Source organism: Candidatus Schekmanbacteria bacterium RIFCSPLOWO2_02_FULL_38_14 (assembly GCA_001790855.1).
Taxonomy (GTDB): Bacteria; Schekmanbacteria; GWA2-38-11; order GWA2-38-11; family GWA2-38-11; genus 2-02-FULL-38-14-A.
The window spans coordinates 104,043-123,528 of sequence record MGDH01000009.1 but is presented as its reverse complement, the minus strand read 5'-3'; the positions used below and the strand labels follow the sequence as shown (position 1 = coordinate 123,528).

The window sequence follows — 19,486 nt, the reverse complement described above, 5'->3', positions numbered from 1 at the left end:
TATTAATCTTCAAAGTCTTCCAAATTCAGAATTCTTTTGTATTTACGTGAGCTTGTTTTCCTTCATGCTCAAAAATTTCATCTTCATCAGCAACTTTATATATCTTATCTCTTGGCAAACCAAAGAGTATGTGTTCAGCAGTTGACAGTCCCATTTCTATTGAGTGATCCATGTTGTTGTATCTGAAGAGTCCCTGTCTTCCACAGCAAATTAAATTCTCGAAAGTATTTATTGCAGAAAACACTGTTTGCAAAACCTCATTTGAGATTGAAGCAAGTTATCCAAAATATTCGTTATCAGTTCCGACTTTTGTGATTTCATCTTTTTTGAACTTTCCTTCAAAAAACTTTGCTACCCGGAAGCCCATATCAACGACATGGTGCATATGGATATATTGGAAATTGCCCTGACGGCCGTAGCAAATCAAATTTTCAAAATTGTCAAGGTAGTTTCTTATAGCATTGATGTTCTCTTTGTAGCCGATTTCAAAAACAGGGTAAACTTCTTTTTCTTTTACAATAAAATAGTCCTCGATTAGCCCTTCGCCGTTTATTAAGCCCATTTCTTTAAGGCCAGAGAGGCATTTATCATAAATTATTTCAGGCTTTTCATTCCAGATTTCATCCCCGTCAAAGCAGCTTATTTCAAGTGAAAGGGAGGTTTTGTTTGCAGGAGCCATCTTTGCACTCCAGAGTTTGAATTGCTCGATTCTAAAGAAAAAATATTTTGGCTCCGGAATATAGAGGGCGTCATTTTCTGTAACCAGGTCTTTATTTATTAAAAGATTTAAAAACATTATTGAACGGAATCGCAGATGATTAGCAGATTCTTTTATTTCCGGAGGGACTCCAGGCTTTAAATACAGAACAAAGGAGTTCACAGGGATTGTTGATAAAACCCAGTCAGCGTTTGTCTGGTGCTCCACACCATCTTTTTCAAAATACACACGAGTGATTAATTTACCATTTTGCTCTAATCTTGAGACCTCTGAATTAAGATGAATTTTTCCGCCATTTTTTATTATTGCCTCAGCCATTTTAGATGCTATCTGACCAATGCCGTCGGTACAGTAGTAATATTCTGTGGTATAGGTTCTTGGCTGATTTCTGGGCTTGAAGATCAGTTTTTTTAAAACATCCATTAAATTAAGTAAGCTGATTCTTTGAGATGCCCATTCCTTATCAATTTTTTTTGGTGATATTCCCCATACTTTTTCTGTGTATTGGCCAAAAAAAGTAAGGTAGAGCGTTCTGCCGAATCTGTTGACTACCCAATCTTCAAAAGATTCTTCTTTTACCGGTTTAATTTTGTTGTTGAGAACTGTCCAGAAATAATCCAGCATCGCCTTTGTTGAAATCAGCGGGTTCACCTTCAGAAGCATGTCCTTAAGCTCAAGGGGATAATTCAGATATTTATGCCATAGAAAATACTGGGTTTTCCGATGATTGAGCCAGAAGTCATTGCCAAGCAGTTTTTTTATCTCTTTTAAGACCTCATGGTTTTTAGTAATGAACCTGTGACCACCGTAATCAAATAGAAATCCCTTGTAGTTTAAAGTGCCGGACAACCCGCCTACTTCAGGCTTCTTGTCTATTACCTCAACATCATATCCTGCTTCAGATAATTTCCAGGCACTGGACAATCCTGCAAGACCCGCACCTAAAATTATTACTTTTTTATCTTTATTCATAATTCGAATTAATAGTGTCGGCTCAACTGTTTTAACTTTTAATTAAATAAAATATTAAGTTTAATCATAATGATTTAATTTCTAAAAAGCAAATATAGTAAATTTTCAATATATATTTTGTTTGTGTTAATGAAATAGTATTATAGTTTATATAATAAATAGCTCTTGACTTAAAGAATTACTAAAATATTATAATAAATAAAGTCATTGATTCTATTAATTTGCAACAAGATTTTGTTTAATAATTTAATGGTAGTAATGTAGATTTCGATAAAAATAGAGACCTACAGAAGCAACATATTAATTTCAAATCCTAATTGAGCTATGAAGTTTGTAAAGTTTATATTAACAATTACTGTGATAGTCACTTTAATTAAAATTGATTTTTCAGTAGAAGCTTCTGATTATATTATTGGAGAAGAGGATGTTTTACAGATTTCAGTTTGGAAAAATCCGGAACTGAGTACAGAAGTAGTAGTCAGACCTGACGGTAAAATATCGCTTCCCCTATTAGATGATATTCAGGCAAAAGGGTTTACCCCTTTACAGTTGAGGGATGTAATAACAGAAAAACTAAAAGATTTTATAGAAGCTCCTGATATAACTGTAATAGTAAGAGGAATAAATAGTTTTAAAGTATATGTGTTTGTGGACGGTGTCGGACCTCAATCTGGAGCTTTTACATTAAAAAGAGAAACAACATTATTACAATTTTTAGCACAAATCGGAGGAACTAATAATATAGATTTAGAAAAGTCCTATATACTTAGAAATAACAAAAAAAATGATATAAATTTAGTTGACTTGATAGAGAAAAATGATCTTTCTATGAATATAGACCTATTACCAAATGATACAATTTTTATTCATGATAATTATGGTGGGAGAATAACAGTTGTTGGGGAAGTCAAAAATCCAAAAACAATTAATTATAGAAAAGGGATGACAATTTTGGATGTTATTCTTGATGCTGGAGGATTTACAGATTTTGCAAGCCAGAATGCAACAAAAGTGATACGTAAAAAAGGTGATAAAAGTGAGGAGATTAAAGTGAAAATGAAAGATATAATAGAAGATAGAAAAATAGATAAAAATATATTGATAAATCCCGGAGATATTGTAATTGTTCCAGAAGGGTTTTTCTAGCTAAGTCTTTCGATAGATTGATTCAAGAGGGAAAAGATTCAAAATTTTTCTTACAAAGACATTCTTTTTGAGAGAAAAAATATTTTTACAATATTTCCTCTATTCTTTTTTTATTACTTTTAACTCCATTTAACACACAAGGGGCAAATTTAACATTGAAAGGTTTTTTTAGCATTAGTGGTGAATATGATGACAACATTTTCCTCTCATCTAGTAAGGTGTTTGGTCTTTATTTTTGAATAGGTTCAGAATATAAGATGGTAAAAAAAGACAAAATAGACTTAAGAGACTACTTAGAGATATTTTATAAAAGAAGGATTCATTTTTTGACAGTTTTTTTCATAATAACAACAGTTACCACTATTATAAGTTATTTCCTCCCTAAAGTATATGTTTCTAAAAGTCTAATATTGATTGAGAGACAGAATCTTTTAAGAAATATTGTTGGCCAACAAGCTGTTGGAGATGAAATGGTTAGCAAAGTTAGAACATTTAAAGAGAGGATTATCAGCACAGGAAATCTTATAGATATTATAAAAAAACTTGACCTTGATGTAAATTTAAAAGGACTTAGCAGTTTAGAAAATTTAATAAGTAAAATGAGGGATAATATTGGTGTTAATGTAAAAGGGGTCAATCTTTTTGAAATCTCTTACGAGGATGCAAAACCTAAAATCTGTATGCTTGTGATAAGGACTTTAATAGACAACTTTGTTGAATCAGTCTTAACTGAATCTAGATCAGAAACTCATTCGGTTTTTACTTTTATCAATAACCAGCTGGATCAATACAAGAAAAATTTAGAGAAATCTGAAGCGACATTAAAAGGTTTTAAAGAAAAACATTTAGGAGAACTTCCTGGAGAAATAAATACTAACTTATCAAAGTTGTCTAGCTATGAAGCAGCTTTAGCTGAAGCGAGATTGTCTTTGAATATTGCAAAGTTAAAAAAAGATAAATTACTCGAACAGCTCAAAGAAGAAAAACCTTTCATAAATCCTTTTGGAAATACTGAGGATAGATTAAGATATTTAGAAGAACAACTCAAAAGTTTATTGATTAATTATACTGATAAATATCCTGAAGTAGTAAGAATAAAAAAGCAGATAGAAAAAATTAAAAAACAATTAACCTCAAAGGATAAAAAAGAGAGCAATGAGGCTATGCTTAATCCAGAAACTTCATTGCCAAATCCTGTATACCAAAAGATCAAGGAAGATTTAAGTTCGATAGAAGTTGAAATAACATCTTATCAGTCAAGAATAAATGAATTTGAAAGGAAATTTGGAGAATATCAACAAAAAGCTCAGGGAGTACCTCAACAGGAAGAAGAGCTAACTAGAATTACTAGAGATTATAGAGTAAATGAAGAAATATATCAAATGCTTTTGAGGCGTTTAGAAGAGGCAAGAATATCAAAGGAGCTACAGGCAGATGAACAAGGAGAGAAATTTAGAATAGTAGATCCACCGAGAATCCCAATAAATCCTATTAAACCTAACAGAGCAAGGATAATTTTATTAGGACTATTTTTTGGTGTTGGAGTAGGAGTTGGGGTTATTGTGCTATTGGAATACTTTGATCATTCAATCAGAGATTTAAATGAAGCAAAAGAATTTTTTGAAATCCCAATCATAGGGACAATACCAACAATATTAACTGATACCGACATCAAAATAACAAAGAAAGTTAATCTGACTGGAGGCATTATAGGAATAATATATCTTATTTGTATTTTTGCTCTTATAATCCTTGAATTTCTAAAATATAATCCATAAAATAAAAATTATATTTTTTATCAACAATATTTCAATAGAGTTATGGAAAAGATAAATTTAGTTTTGAATAAATTGATTAAACTTAAAGGTTTAATCAAAATCAAAAATTTTTTTTCTGAAGTTTCAGACAAGAAAAAAGAAATTAAAACAATCTTAGATTTACCTGATGAATATAATGAACATCTGGTAATGTTTTTAGACCCTAGGTCTCCTGTTATTGAACAATATAGGAGTTTAAGGACACATCTATTAGCAGAATCTGGAAACAAATCGATAAACACTTTTCTTGTTACAAGCTCCATAAGAGGTGAAGGAAAAAGTATAACTTCTTGTAACTTAGGGATAATATTAGCTCATAACCGTCAAAATTCTGTACTTTTGGTTGATGGAGATATGAGAATACCTTCAATCCATAAAATATTTGGTATTAGAGGTAATCGTGGGTTAGTGGACTATCTTAAGGGTGAATCAGAGCTAGATTCATTAATTGTCCCGACAAAAATTGATAATTTGTTTATCCTTCCAGCTGGAGAACCTCAGACAAGTCCTTCAGAATTGTTAGCAACTTCTAAAATGACAGATTTTTTAAGAATGGAAGAGTCTAAAGGGAAAAATCATTATGTTATAATAGACTCTCCGCCAATTATTTCAACAACAGATCCAAGAATTATAGCCACTTATGTCGGTGGTGTGCTTCTTGTAGTACAAGCAGGAAGAACACCAAGGGATGTCATAAGTCATGGCCTTTCCCTTTTGAAAAATGTTAATATTTTAGGAATTATTTTAAACAATATTAGTGGAATTTCACCTTATTATCCATATCGTTATAGCTATGCTTATGGATATGTTGAGTATTCAAAATAGAATTATAACATATAATTGATTGCTTAATCTTTCGAAAAAATAATTTATTTTTGTTCTTAAAAAATTTAAAAGCATCAAAGAGGATTTTTAAAACTTAATTTTTAAATAAATTTAAATGTTTATTTAGCTATCCTTTTTATAGAAGACCTAATTAAAGTAAGAAAATAAAAGAAAGAGTAGGAGTTGTTATGGGTAAAATTCTTTTTGTAGATGATGATACTTCAATGCAGATGGCAATTTTTAAACTAGTCTCATCTTTAGGGCATGAAATTGATGTAGCTTCTGATGGAATTGAAGGTTTATCAAAGTTTAAAAAAAGCAATTACGATTTAGTGATTACAGATATGAGAATGCCGAACTTAGATGGAAAAGATTTTGTAAAAAGATTAAAAATTATTGATAAAGATGCTGTCATTATAGTTTTGACAGGCTATGGGTCTGTTCCTTCCGCAGTAGAATTAATAAAGCTAGGTGCATATGACTTTTTGGAAAAGCCTATAAATTTTGAAGAACTTGAGATGTCATTGAACAGAGCTCTTGAGAAAAGGCAGATGGAAAGTCAGTTAAGTTTTTTCAAGGGTATGCTTTTGACAATAATTATCTCTATCCCTTTATGGCTTATCCTTGGGGTAATACTTGCCCTCTTTTGGAAATAAGTTATATCTTAAATTTTAGTTGCTGTTATATTTTGAGTTTATAAATGGTTTCTATATCAAATATTCCTATAAATAAGAAGAAGCTCTTAGGTCTTTTACTGTTTTTGGGTGATTTTTTAGTTATATTTTTTACTGCTATTTTATCATTTAGAATCAGAACCGGAGATTATGAAAAAACAAAAGAAAACTGGCTTCAGATTTTAATTTTGTTAGTAACATATTTAGTAGTATTGTATTTTTTTGAATATTACGACATAAATTTAAGTCTTACAAAGCTAAGGTATTTAATTAGGATAATTGCTGTAAACGCTACTGGAATTGTTGCAGCTGTTATTCTGAGTTATGTTTTTTATCTTAAACTTATTAGAGGATTTTTGATATTATGGGGTATTAATTTTATTATTTTATTTTTATTATGGAGGTATATTTTTTATTTGATTTCAAAAAAACCAATGCTTCCAGAAAATATTCTTTTAGTAGGAAGTGATTGGTCTATAATGGAAATAATAAAAGAAATACATAAATCACCAGTATTTTCTTATAATATTGTAGGGATAATAAGTGATAAAAATGGAAATTCTCAAAGTAATGGATTTGAGGGAGTTAATATAATAGGCAATAGATATAATCTAGTTGACATTGTTAAAAAAGAAAAAATAAGTAAAATTATTGTTTCTGCATATGAGGAAAAACATCAGGACTTAATATCTGCTCTCTTGGAATCTAAGTTGATTGGTATTCAGATTACTGAAATGCCTAATTTCTATAAAAAGATTACAGGCAAAATTCCAATAAAACATGTTAGAGATTCTTGGTTTATTTTTTCTAGCGGTTTTGAAAGCGTGAGAAATTCTTTTGTTTTTAAAGTTAAAAGAATAATTGATGTGATTCTTTCTCTTGTTGGGTTAATTATAGCAATTCCATTAATGATTATTATAATTATTTTGATAAAAATAGATTCTCCTGGTCCTGTTTTTTATGTTCAAGAAAGAATCGGGCTTAATGAAAAGCCTTTTAAACTTATAAAGTTTAGGTCAATGAAATCTGATGCAGAAAAGATATCAGGGCCGGTTTGGGCTAAAAAAAATGATTCAAGAATTTCAAGAGTTGGAAAATTGTTGCGACCTACAAGACTTGATGAAATCCCACAGCTTATCAATGTATTAAAGGGAGAGATGACATTTATCGGTCCAAGGCCTGAAAGACAATTTTTTGTAGAGAAACTTAAAAAGCAAATTCCTTATTACTCATTAAGATTTACTGTTAAGCCAGGAATAACAGGATGGGCACAGGTAAAATATGGGTATGGTTCTACGGTTGAAGATACTTTGGAAAAACTGCAATATGACATATATTATATTCAGAATATTTCTTTAGTTTTAGATCTATATATATATTTTAAAACCATTCAGGTTATGATAATGAGTAAGGAAATGGCATGAATTATGAAAGTAAGAATAATTTTAATGAAAAAAAAATTAAAACAAGTAGTTCATATAATAAAAACATACTAACAAATATTTTAACTGTTGATGTAGAAGATTATTTTCATGTTACAGCTTTCGAGAATTATGTAGATTTCAATGACTGGGGTAAATTTGATAGCCGTATTGAAAAAAATACTAGACGTTTGCTAGAACTTTTAAATAGGGAAAATACTAAAGCTACTTTTTTTTTCTTAGGATGGGTTGCTGAGAAATATAAAAATCTTGTAAGAGAAGTAAAAGATCAGGGGCATGAAATTGGGTGCCATAGTTTTTCGCACAAGATGATATTTGCGCAGAAAAAGGAAGAATTTAAGGAAGATACAAAACGAGCAAAATCTATTTTAGAAGATTTAATTGGTGAAAGAGTTATAGGCTATAGAGCACCTACTTATTCTATAACAAAAGATTCACTTTGGGCATTAGATATTTTGATTGAGATGGGCTTTCAATATGATTCAAGTATCTTTCCAATTCATCATGATAGATATGGAATTCCTAACTTTCCTAGAAATCCCCATTATGTGGAACGAGAAGGAGTAGGGAGAATCCTAGAGTTTCCTCTTTCCACAGTGAAAGTCTTAAATTACAATATTCCGATTGCAGGAGGAGGATACTTTAGATTATTCCCTTATAAATTTATACAATGGGGAATAAAAAGAATAAATTTAGTTGAAAACAAATTTGCTATAATTTATGTTCATCCGTGGGAATTCGATCCTGGACAACCTAAGATTAAAGCTAGTTATTTTAAAAAGTTCAGACATTATTTAAATTTAGAAAAAACTGAAACCAAATTTTGCAAGCTGATAAAAGATTTTAGATTTACTTCTTTTGAAAGTGTAATAGAAAATACAGTTTTTGAATAGAATATCTATGGCGAGAAAAGAATTAGCAATAAATGGCGGGGATCCTGTTAGAGATAAATTTTTGGTTTTTGGGAATCCAATAATAGAGAAGGAAGAAATAGAAGAAGTTGTTGCTTCGTTAAAGAGTGGATGGATAGGCACAGGGCCTAAAGTAGAAAAATTTGAAAATATTTTTAAAGAGTATGTAGGTTCAAAATTTGCAATAGCTTTAAATTCCTGTACCGCAGGATTACATCTTTCACTAATAGTTTCTGGTATTCAAAAGGGCGATGAAGTGATTACTTCACCTATGACTTTCTGTGCAACAGCTAATTCAATTTTTCATGTAGGAGCAAAACCGATTTTTGTGGATATTGAGAAAGAGAGCATGAATATTGATCCAGAAAAAATAAAAAGTGTTTTGACAAAAAAGACTAAAGCAATAATTCCTGTCCATTTTGCCGGAAGACCTTGCAATATGGATGCTATTCTTGAAATTGCAAAGGAGAATAATTTAATTGTTATAGAAGATGCTGCTCATTGTATTGAAGGATATTATAAAGAGAAGAAAATTGGTAACATTGGAAATTTAACATGTTTTAGCTTTTATGTTACTAAGAATATAGTAACAGGAGAAGGGGGAATGGTTACCACTAATAATGAAGAATGGGCTGATAAAATAAAGATGTATGGTTTGCACGGTTTAAGTAGGGATGCATGGAAGAGGTATTCAGATGAAGGGTTTAAACATTACGAAGTCACTTTCCCAGGTTTCAAATACAATATGATGGACTTGCAGGCATCTATAGGAATTCATCAAATGAAAAGAATAAATAAATATCTTATTAAGCGGAATAAAATATGGAAAAAATATGATGATGCTTTTAAAGATTTACCAGTATCTTTACCACCAAAACCAGAAAATAAAACCATTCATGCAAGACACCTTTATACATTAATACTTGATATTGATAGACTAAAAGTAGACCGTGATACTGTTCAAAAAGCTTTACAAAAAGAAAATATTGGAACGGGCATTCATTTTATATCTTTACATTTGCATAAATACTATAGAGAGACTTTTGGCTTTCATATCAAAGACTTTCCAAATGCAAAATATATTTCTGAGAGAACTATCTCCTTACCTCTTTCAGCAAAGTTGACTGACAAAGATATTGATGATGTAACCTTGGCTGTGAGAAGAGTTTTGGAATGGTATTCAAAATAACTGCTTTAATAAGTAATAAAAATAATTTAGCACTAAAAACTAAAATGATAGTTTAAAAGTGTATATAGGAGTTTGAAAGAAAAAATGCGAGAAACTATAAACGAACTCATTCAATACAGACATCTTCTTTTTATGCTTACATGGAGGGACATAAAGGTTAGATACAAGCAATCAGTAATGGGTTTTTTATGGGCTATTTTTATGCCAATGATGATTGTATGTGCAGGAATACTTGTTAAAAAAGGTTTCTCTATTGTCTCAGGAAAACCAATGGAATTTATGGAATTGGCATCAGTTTCTGTCAAGGCTCTTCCTTGGGCGTTCTTTGTCGGGTCAATTCGGTTTGCAACAAACAGCCTTGTAGGTAAGAGCAATCTTGTTACAAAAATCTATTTTCCTCGGGAGGTTTTGCCGCTTTCATCAGTATTGGCAAATCTATTTGATTTTGCAGTCGCCGCTGTGGTGCTCTTTGTAATACTTGTGATAGCAGGAATAGGAGCGAGCATCTATTTATTGTGGCTTCCTGTTCTTTTAATTTTGTTAATTCTTATAACGGCTGCTTTCGGTTTATTTTTGTCATGCTCTAATCTATTCTTCAGAGATGTAAAATATATTGTTGAGGTAATCCTTACATTCGGAATATTCTTTACCCCAGTTTTTTACGAGGTAAAGATGTTTGGCAAGTGGGCTCCAATAATGCTTCTAAACCCAATAGGTTCTATTCTTGAGGCTATAAATGATGTTGTTGTATTACATCATCCGCCTGATTTTCTCTGGCTAACCTATTCCGCTTGTTGGGCAATAATTGGATTTTTAGTTTCGTGGAAAATATTTGATAATCTCGAACCTGCTTTTGCTGAAAATATATAAGGAATTTTAATGGATGATGTAGTTTTAGAATTTGATCATGTTTGGAAAAAATTTAAAAAAGGAGAGAAGCACAACTCTCTCAGAGATTTTATTCCTTCTATGACTAAAAGGGTTTTCAAAGGGAGTCAGAAAGAAGAATTGCTGGATAAAGAGTTCTGGAGCATCAAGGATGTTTCTTTCCAAGTCAAGCGTGGAGAAGCGCTTGGCATTATTGGTCCCAATGGAGCTGGGAAGAGCACAATACTTAAATTGCTAAGCAGAATTTTAAAACCCAACAAAGGGGACATCAAGGTTAATGGCAGATTAAGTGCATTAATCGAGGTTGGAGCCGGTTTCCATCAGGACCTTACCGGAAGAGAAAATATATATTTGAATGGTGCTATTCTTGGAATGAAAAAAAATGAAATAGATAAAAAATTCGATGAGATTGTCGAATTTTCAGGGCTTGAGGATTTCATAGATACTCCTGTAAAACGGTACTCATCCGGTATGTATACACGATTGGGTTTTTCTGTTGCTGCTCATGTTGACCCTGAGATTTTGCTTGTAGATGAGGTGTTAAGTGTGGGTGATGCTGGTTTCCAAGCAAAGTCTCTATTAAAAATGCGAGAAGTCATTTCCAGTGGTACAACTTTGATTTTTGTAAGCCATAATGTTAGGCAAGTTGCAAGATTGTGTGACAAAGTTATTGTGCTTGCACATGGAGAAATAAAACATATAGGAGATCCAAACCATGCTATCAAAACTTATCGCGATTTTGTTAGTAGAATATCTGGCAACAAAAGCAAATCAATTTTATCAAATGATATGGCATTTACTGTTACGCCAATTAACTGTTCTGGAAGTAAAATTTCATCAATTCCTTTTGGGTCCCCAATTAAATTAATGATAGAATGCAATTTGCCACTAGGGTTTCCAGAATCGCATTTAATTATTAAAATTGGAAGCCATGATGGGCAGGATTACATTGGACTTAGCTCAGAAATAGGAAACATAGTTATAAAACCTGGAGTTAGGAGATTAACATGTCAGTTTAATTGTAATTTACTACCTAATAACTACAGGATGCGACTCTTTCTTACTGATATATCAACTGGTCGTGTATTGGATGAATTTGGACAACCAGATTTAATTATAAATATTCAGAATGATGAAATAGCCAAAAAACTGCCAAGTTCGGAGTATGCCATTATTGATGTCCCGGTATCTTGGGATATTATAAAAGAGGAATGAAATAGCTGATACATGCATCATAATAGTTATACATGAAGTATCAGATAACAATTAATGGATTTAAAAAAAGACAATGGTAATAGTTAGTGAGCCAAGGTATTCAGACGAGGACGTGTCTCAGGTCGTTTCTGCTTCGATTAACATAAATGGAAGTTGCTATGAGATATACTACCGGATAACGGGAGGTTCTTTATCTGCCGGAGCTGAGACTTTTTTGGCAGCAACACTGCTACCTGCAATGAAAGCGGATGGCTCCCTGCGAATAACTGGAGATGTTTTCCCAAAACTTCTAGAATCTATTCCCAGAATTCAGGAAATTTTTCATGTTTGGGATCGGAGCTTCCAAAAGATTTCAGTCGAAGCCAAAACCAAGAATACTTCTGAATCTGTTACTAATACCGACAGAGGTGTTGGGTGCTTTTTCACTGGAGGTGTTGATTCCTTCTATACACTCCTGAAAAATCGCAATGAAATCACCAAACTAATTTTTGTACACGGTTTCGACATCCGATTGGATGACACTTTGCTACGTGCCAAAGTGTCTCAAGCGATCCGGGATATTGCCAGCAAACTCCATAAGCAACTTATTGAAGTAGAGACTAATTTGCGAGAGTTCTCCGATTGTTATGTTCCGTGGAAACTATATCATGGTGCAGCCTTAGCGAGTGTTGCTCTTCTACTGTCACCACAACTGAAAAAGGTTTACATTGCTGCTTCTCTCTCTTACACCAACCTGCTTCCAACAGGTTCTCATCCGATACTGGACCCATTATGGAGCACTGAAGAGACAGAGATAGTGCATGATGGTTGCGAAGCCACTAGGATTGAAAAAGTCGAGCAAATCGCATTGAATGACATTGCTCTGAAATCGCTTCGAGTCTGCTGGGAGAACCGGCAAGGAGCTTACAATTGCTGTCAGTGTGAAAAATGTTTACGTACAATGGTAAGCCTGCGAATAGCCGGTGTATTGGAACGTTGTACGACCTTTAAACGTCCACTGGATTTAGAAGCATTAGCTCGGGTTGAAATATCAAATCCATTAAACATCCCTTCTTACAAAGAAAACTTGGAGGCTGTTAAAAGGTTAGGTAATGATCCTGCTTTGGCAAAAGCTCTGAATGATTGTCTAACTGAGCGATATTATAGAGGAATAAGGCGACTGAGGCTAAGCGGTTTCAAGAAAATCGGTTTTATTAAACGCTTAAAGAAAATAGTAAGAAAACTCCTTATCAATTTGAAGTCAGTTCCGTAAGGTTATTGGTATGTTAATTGTTATGTGATAATCATAAAGCAATTTGACGAAAAGATTCCTACTTGAAAGTGTAAAGATTGTGCATAGAATTGGGTAAGGATGATTTCAATTATCAACCACCGATATTAATAATTATTTCAGTCTATGATGGGGAAAGTATTATTAATAATATGATAAAATTTATAACCTAACTGAGAGCGGTGGCATATATATGGCTAACAAAAAAATGAAACTCCTTGTAGATCATGGTGCATATGGCAACTTAGGGGACACTGCTATGATAGAAGGAGTTGTCTTAAGACTTAAGAGCATTTTACCAGAAGCTGAAATATTTGTGGTAGATAGTCAGAGTTTAAAGACTGTGATATGGGATTTTCCTGGGGTATTCAGACAAAAGGAATATAATGAATATATAGTGAAATCTTTTTTTATGAATATTTTTGCAGGTGTACCGTTTTTCAGGAGATACCGCAATTGTTGGCGAAAGGTGTCTCGTAAAATTACATTGTGGAGTCTGGGAAGATTTTTTCCAGCAGGTTCACTCTCAATTGCTAATTATTCAAAAACAGAAAATAAGAGCATAAAACTGAGTGAATTTTGTGAACAGTTTGATGCTCTGCACATCGTTGGTGGTGGTAACCTGACTGATACATTTCTTGAAGAACTGTTTAAAAAGAGTTGTTTGCTACTCACATTTGCTGAACAGGATAAACCTATAGTACTTACAGGTCAGCAAATAGGACCATTTAAGTCCAATATACTTAAGAAGGCTTTGTGCAGAGTTTTGCGTAAGTCTAATTTTGTAGGTTTGCGTGAACCGATAGATTCCTTGAGTTTTTGTCAAAAAGCTCATATAGATGCGAAACAATTTGAAGTTATGGGAGATGATTCTTTTGGACTTTCTCCAGCAGATGATGAACTTATATTAAATCTTTTAGACCAATATGGATTAAAAGAAAATGAATTTCTGGCGTTTAACGTCCGTATTGCATTCTATGCGTTAGAGCAAAAGAGGCATTTACAACAAATTGCTGTTATTTTAGATAAAATTGGAATTTATTTTCAAATGCCGATAGTGATTGTTCCTATAGCATTAAATCCGGGTGATAGTGATATCGTATCAGGAAAAGAGTTGGCTAAATTAGTGCGTTCTGCACAAATATTAGTGATGGAGAATAATAACCTGACTCCAGGTCTGGTCAAGGGAATACTTGGCAAGGCATTTGGTGTAGTCGGAGTATCGTACCATTTTTGTACTTTTGCTTTAAGTCAGGGAGTTCCAGCGGTCTGTATTCATGATGGTGATTATTACTTACAAAAAGCTCGTGGGCTTTGTGGTTTTTGGAAAGATGGAAGATTAGCCCTACCTCTAAATGAGACCAGTACAAATCAGGCAGTAAATCATATTGTACAATTATTTGAGGACGGAGTTTTCCGGGAAAAGCTTAGCCTTGAGGCAAAAAAGTCCAAAGAGCTTTGGTACAATATATTTGATAAACAGGTGAAAAGTTACTTTAGTTGATTATGTTATATGAGAATATTGTATGATATTACCCTAAATCATAATTTCGTTGCCTGTGCGCTGATTCGCGACACGCCAACAAAACGCTGGAGCGACCGGTCGCATAACATTCGTGAACCAGTTCGCTTCGTTATCCAAACCATCGCTCAACTCGGTCGTTGAGCGGCAAGAATATCTCTATCACTCAAAATCGTAAACAATTCGTCTGATCGAAGAGAAAGTAATCTATGGAAATGTTTGCTTAAGGCGAGGAAGCTTTAATGTTTTTGGCAGTTAGATATAAACTGTGAGTATTCCTTAATGTAGCGAACTATAAGGAGGTTCTATCTGAATCATGCTTTCACGAACCAAAATTAAAATTATACCGGTCGTGTCTATTTTTATAGTTACATTCTTGCTCCTATTTATGTTACGAGCAACTCAACAAACAGGTGACAGTCTTAGTTATGCCTTATCTGCCAAAACAGGACAGAGAATGTTTCATCCTCACCATCTTTTATTTACCCCAATTATTTACTTGTCCTATTCGGCTATTACGTTGATATGTAAATCATGCGATGTAATATTTGCTGCTCAACTTCATAATATCATATTAGCTACGGTAGTCATCTTGTCATTCTATGTTATTCTTAAAGACGTAATAGTCTTTTCCTCCTTCTTTTCCACATTATTAACAATTCTTCTCCTTATTTCTCGGGGAATTTTGGTGTTTTCAACACAAATAGAAGTTTATATCCCTGCTACAGCTTGTCTTACCCTATTCGTATTAATTATGACTACTCGTCTCATGTCGAACAAATTCGATAATGCTAAAGTTATCGCGCTTTTACTATTACTCACAATGGCTATATTTTATCATCAAACAAATGTGTTATTTTGCATTCCATTTAGTTACTATTTCATTGCTACACAAAACAAACAAAGATATAAGTCTTTAATAATAATTTTGTCCCTTTCTGGTATAATTGTATTATTAGCATATATATTAGCCTTTTTTTCTATTGATGAAAACAGGACTGCTGCAAACTTTCTTCGATTCTGCTTAAGTTATAGCTTTTATCCTGATCCTAATTGGGGAAGCCTTGAGCATTTCAGTTTACTTGGTATCAAAAAGCTTCTGAAGAGCCAATTGTGGAATGTCGTTGAACTTCCTAGGAGGTTTCGCTACATTGCGGTATCCTTTCTAATCATTCTGTTTATTTGGAATTTAGTGAAAGCTAGCAAACCTGCAACATATCATAATAAGTTTCGAAGATTTTTGCTAATCTGGATAATGACATATTTCATCTTTTTTCTTTGGTGGTTGCCTGGTGAGAAAGAATTTTTTATCACAACATTGGTTCCAATCATGCTTTTGTTTGCCCTATCCATAAAGGATTTATTGGGTAAAGAAAAAAAATTAAGATTCCTTAACAAACTTATTCCTGTTGTCTTGATTTTGTTTATAGCCTTTATTTCTGCAAAAAATGGCAAAAATGCTTTAGCGCTCCATCAAACCCAAGGAACAGATTATCGTAATGCCTGGAGGATGGCAAAACTTATACCTGAGGAGTGTGTGATTTTAACGGATTGGACTACTCAAAATCATTTACAATATTTTTTTGAGAGAGAAAAAGTGCTTGATGCAGATCTCCTTCTATTCTTTTATAACAATGAATCTCTTCCAGAATATTATCATTTGAAAGAAGAAAAATGTGTTGTTGTAGCATTATCCTATGTAACACCAGATTATGACATTGCAAAATATAATGGTTATACTTGTCCGTCAAAATGGATAGAATATATGAAATGGCTTTTTGATTTTAAATATAATTCAGAACAGAGACGGGCAACCTGTAGAAAGTTTGAGTTGTTGCATGATGATAATGGAACACTATACGTTTATCTTTCTTCATCTACAGTAGAAATTGAGAATTTTAACAAGGTATTTGAGGCACTTGATGGGAAAATCAATATGTATTTTGGCAAGCAAATAAATCCTTTCGGGAACTGGCTTGCCAAAAACCCGAGAGCAGAAAATCTGATCTTACCCTAAAAAAGTGGACACACCGAAACCAAAAAGTAAATAATAAAGATAGGAGATGTGAGCCATGGGAGGAAATCGTAGAATATATGATAAGGAGTTCAAATGAGACGCGGTGAAGTTGGTATTAGAAGGAGGCAGAAGCAAGGAATCAGTAGCGCGAGATTTAGGGATAGCCAAGAGTACATTATCAAAAGAGAAAGAAGTCCCATACAGCCGTAACAGGATAGCCATGTTTACGAAGGAAAATAAGATAATGGCAAAGACAAAGCGCCGGTTTAAGGTGACGACAAGATCTAACCATGAGAAAACCACAGCTGCTGATTTGTTGCAGCAGGAATTTATGGCAGAGGAGAAGAATCAGGTATGGTCATCAGATATAATATCTGGACAAAAGAAGGCTGGCTGTATCTGTCAATAATACTTGATATATACAGCAGAAAAATAGTAGAGTGGGCACTGGAAAGATATTTAAGAAGTGATATATATAGTGAAAAAAGTTTTGCTTAAAGTACTGGCAGAAAGGAATCCAGACCATGGGTTGATATTTCATTCTGACCAGGGAATACAATATGCCAGTAACGACATAGTAAAGATATTAAAAGCCCATGGGATAAGACAAAGCATGAGCAGTAAAGGTAATTGTTATGGCAATGCAATAACAGAGACGTTTTTTAACACAATAAAGACAGAACATGTCTTCTTTGAGAGTTATGAGACCAGGGAATCAGCAAGGCTTTCTATATTTGAATATATTAAAATGTTTTACAAGCGGGAACGAAGACATTCGGCTTTAAGGTATATGTCACCTGAAAACTTTGAAAGATTAACTTATGAAGGAAAAGTTAATGCTGTCTAATTGTGTGTGTCCATATTTTCGGGGTAAGATCATAGGTGAAGTTAATTGATATCTTTAATTATCTGTACATACAACCGTTCTGAAAGTTTAAGGAAGACACTTCAGAGTCTTAAAGAAATGTCAGTTCCAGTAAACTTGTCATGGGAAGTGATTGTGGTAGACAACAATTCCAGTGATAATACGAGAAAAGTAGTTGAAGATTTTGTAAGGTCTTCTGAGTTAAATATTAGATATGTTTTTGAAGGAAAGCAGGGGCATTCCCATGCTCGGAATACAGGAGTTAAGGAGGCAAAAGGTGAGATCATCGCCTTTACTGATGATGATGTCATTGTTGAAAAAAGCTGGATCCACAATATTGATAGAATATTCAAGGAAGATTATGTAGGTTGTATCGGAGGCAAAATACTCCCTATATGGGAGAAACCATGTCCAAAGTGGTTAACAAAGGATTTATATGGCTATTTGGCTTTACTTGACTATGGAGAAAATCCCTTTTATATAGATTCTCCTGAGATATGGGGAGCCAACTTTGCAGTTAAGTCTTCCTTGTTTCAAAAGTATGGATATTTTGATACTACTCTAGGCCGACTACCAACGAAATTATATGCAGATGAGGAGACAGAGTTTTTTCAATCATTATTAAAAGGAGGAGAGAAGATTCTTTATTCTCCTGATATTTTAGTGTATCACTGTATACCTGCACATCGAATTAAAAAATCATATTTTAGAAAATGGAGATATGATGAGGGTGAATTGCGAGGAATCCGGATGGGATATTATGGTTATAGAAATATTTTGGGTATACCTTTATATTCTATAAAACAGCTCATTCAAGAATTATTCAAATATTTATGGATACAAATTTTTTATCCACAGAATGCTTTTATTGAACAACTAAGATTTATTTACATTATTGGATTTTTTGCAGGAAGGATAAGATTTTACATTGGTTCTAAATAAATTTAAAAATTTTTTACTACTTAGATGTTTTTTATAAATACTTTAATAGAGAATAAAACTTGTCAGTGCCAACAGTATCTTCTAAAGTCTCAATTGTAATCCCTACTTATAACTGTGCTCAGTATATAGGGGAGACAATAGAATCTATTTTGAATCAGATATATAAAAATTTTGAAATTATTGTAGTTGACGATGGTTCAACGGATAATACCAGAGATGTAGCTAAATCGTTTGAGAAAGAAATTAACTATATTTACCAAGAAAACGGTGGTCCATCAAAGGCCAAGAACACAGGCATAAAAGCAGCAAGAGGGGAGTATATCGCTTTTTTGGATGCTGATGATATCTGGTTTCCAGATATACTAAAGCAAACAGTACAAGCTTTTCAACAATATGCAGAGGCTGGCTTAGCCTTCACGGATTATTTGAAGTTTGATGAATCTGGTGTCATCCAACAATCGAATTGCGCTGACAGGTTCAAGGTTTGGTTTAACAAGCATAGAAGTGCAACCACAGACCTTGCCTATGGCTGGTTTTATCGAGAATTGCTCATTGGTAGCTGCATTTCCTCGGTTTTTGTGAAGAAAAAGGTCATGGAGGAAGTCGGCATGTTTGATGAAACATTCAAGATCGGTGAGGACTATGACCTCTGGCTACGGATTGCCAAAAAATATAAGTTTATCTATATCAACCGTGTACTCTATAAATATCGGTATCGCTTGGATAGTTTATCTGGAGCTACTGATGTTAGAAGATTTCGGTGGGGTCATGCTAATATCAGAGTTTTCGAAAAACATCTTGTGAACAACTGGGTTCCCCGTGAGCTTCAGGGTTTAGTTAAGGAAGTTCTGAGTCAACGTTGCTGGTCTCTTGGCTGGAGCTATTTTAGTCAAAACCTCTTTAAGGAATCCAGATTACTATTCTTTCGAGGTATCTGCTACCAGTTTTTTAATTGGAAAAACTGGCTCTTTTGGGGTGCTTCCTTTCTTCCTTTAACGATTATAGAAATGATTCGTCAAATAAGACATAGTTTGAGATAATAGAAAAGAGCTCAATTTGGAGGTAAGTTATAA

16 protein-coding genes and 1 pseudogene are annotated in these 19,486 nt (G+C 33.2%); 15 read left to right on the top strand and 2 right to left on the bottom strand.

Features of this window, described 5'->3' with window-relative positions; translation table 11 throughout:
- Positions 1-25: 25 nt before the first annotated feature.
- The gene (locus A3H37_09120; GenBank protein ID OGL51170.1) at positions 26-244 is read right to left on the bottom strand and encodes a hypothetical protein; all 219 of its coding nucleotides are present in this window, start codon (positions 242-244) and stop codon (positions 26-28) included.
- A gap of 33 nt (positions 245-277) precedes the next feature.
- Positions 278-1,690, bottom strand: a complete 1,413-nt coding sequence (locus A3H37_09115; GenBank protein OGL51169.1) for a hypothetical protein — start codon at positions 1,688-1,690, stop codon at positions 278-280.
- Between the two features lie 324 nt (positions 1,691-2,014).
- Between A3H37_09115 and A3H37_09110 the strand changes: the two genes are divergently transcribed.
- From A3H37_09110 to A3H37_09040, 15 genes and pseudogenes are all read left to right on the top strand, one after another.
- Entirely contained in the window at positions 2,015-2,836 is an 822-nt protein-coding gene (locus A3H37_09110; protein OGL51168.1) for a hypothetical protein, read from the top strand.
- A 257-nt stretch (positions 2,837-3,093) separates the two neighbouring features.
- Positions 3,094-4,614, top strand: coding sequence for a hypothetical protein (locus A3H37_09105; GenBank protein OGL51167.1), 1,521 nt, complete (start codon positions 3,094-3,096; stop codon positions 4,612-4,614).
- 189 nt (positions 4,615-4,803) lie between these two features.
- Positions 4,804-5,478, top strand: a complete 675-nt coding sequence (locus A3H37_09100) for a hypothetical protein (GenBank protein OGL51199.1) — start codon at positions 4,804-4,806, stop codon at positions 5,476-5,478.
- Between the two features lie 188 nt (positions 5,479-5,666).
- The gene (locus tag A3H37_09095) at positions 5,667-6,134 is read left to right on the top strand and encodes a hypothetical protein (protein OGL51166.1); all 468 of its coding nucleotides are present in this window, start codon (positions 5,667-5,669) and stop codon (positions 6,132-6,134) included.
- 98 nt (positions 6,135-6,232) lie between these two features.
- Positions 6,233-7,576 (top strand): hypothetical protein, encoded by a 1,344-nt coding sequence (locus A3H37_09090; GenBank protein ID OGL51198.1) that lies wholly within the window; start codon positions 6,233-6,235, stop codon positions 7,574-7,576.
- Positions 7,577-7,641: 65 nt separating this feature from the next.
- Positions 7,642-8,487 (top strand): polysaccharide deacetylase, encoded by an 846-nt coding sequence (locus A3H37_09085; GenBank protein OGL51197.1) that lies wholly within the window; start codon positions 7,642-7,644, stop codon positions 8,485-8,487.
- A gap of 7 nt (positions 8,488-8,494) precedes the next feature.
- Positions 8,495-9,694: a UDP-4-amino-4,6-dideoxy-N-acetyl-beta-L-altrosamine transaminase gene (locus A3H37_09080; protein ID OGL51165.1), complete on the top strand. Its 1,200-nt coding sequence runs from the start codon at positions 8,495-8,497 to the stop codon at positions 9,692-9,694.
- 177 nt (positions 9,695-9,871) lie between these two features.
- Entirely contained in the window at positions 9,872-10,564 is a 693-nt protein-coding gene (locus tag A3H37_09075) for a hypothetical protein (GenBank protein OGL51164.1), read from the top strand.
- 9 nt (positions 10,565-10,573) lie between these two features.
- On the top strand, positions 10,574-11,797 hold the full coding sequence (locus tag A3H37_09070; GenBank protein OGL51163.1) for a hypothetical protein: 1,224 nt from the start codon (positions 10,574-10,576) through the stop codon (positions 11,795-11,797).
- 73 nt (positions 11,798-11,870) lie between these two features.
- The gene (locus tag A3H37_09065; protein ID OGL51162.1) at positions 11,871-13,049 is read left to right on the top strand and encodes a hypothetical protein; all 1,179 of its coding nucleotides are present in this window, start codon (positions 11,871-11,873) and stop codon (positions 13,047-13,049) included.
- A 211-nt stretch (positions 13,050-13,260) separates the two neighbouring features.
- Complete coding sequence (locus tag A3H37_09060) at positions 13,261-14,571, top strand: hypothetical protein (GenBank protein OGL51161.1); 1,311 nt, start codon at positions 13,261-13,263, stop codon at positions 14,569-14,571.
- Positions 14,572-14,905: 334 nt separating this feature from the next.
- Positions 14,906-16,606 carry a hypothetical protein gene (locus tag A3H37_09055; protein OGL51160.1) on the top strand — a complete coding sequence of 567 codons (1,701 nt, stop codon included), beginning with the start codon at positions 14,906-14,908 and terminating at the stop codon, positions 16,604-16,606.
- A gap of 220 nt (positions 16,607-16,826) precedes the next feature.
- Positions 16,827-17,453, top strand: a pseudogene (locus tag A3H37_09050) (hypothetical protein).
- Between the two features lie 117 nt (positions 17,454-17,570).
- On the top strand, positions 17,571-18,413 hold the full coding sequence (locus tag A3H37_09045; protein ID OGL51159.1) for a hypothetical protein: 843 nt from the start codon (positions 17,571-17,573) through the stop codon (positions 18,411-18,413).
- 59 nt (positions 18,414-18,472) lie between these two features.
- Positions 18,473-19,453 (top strand): hypothetical protein, encoded by a 981-nt coding sequence (locus A3H37_09040; GenBank protein ID OGL51158.1) that lies wholly within the window; start codon positions 18,473-18,475, stop codon positions 19,451-19,453.
- Positions 19,454-19,486 lie beyond the last annotated feature (33 nt).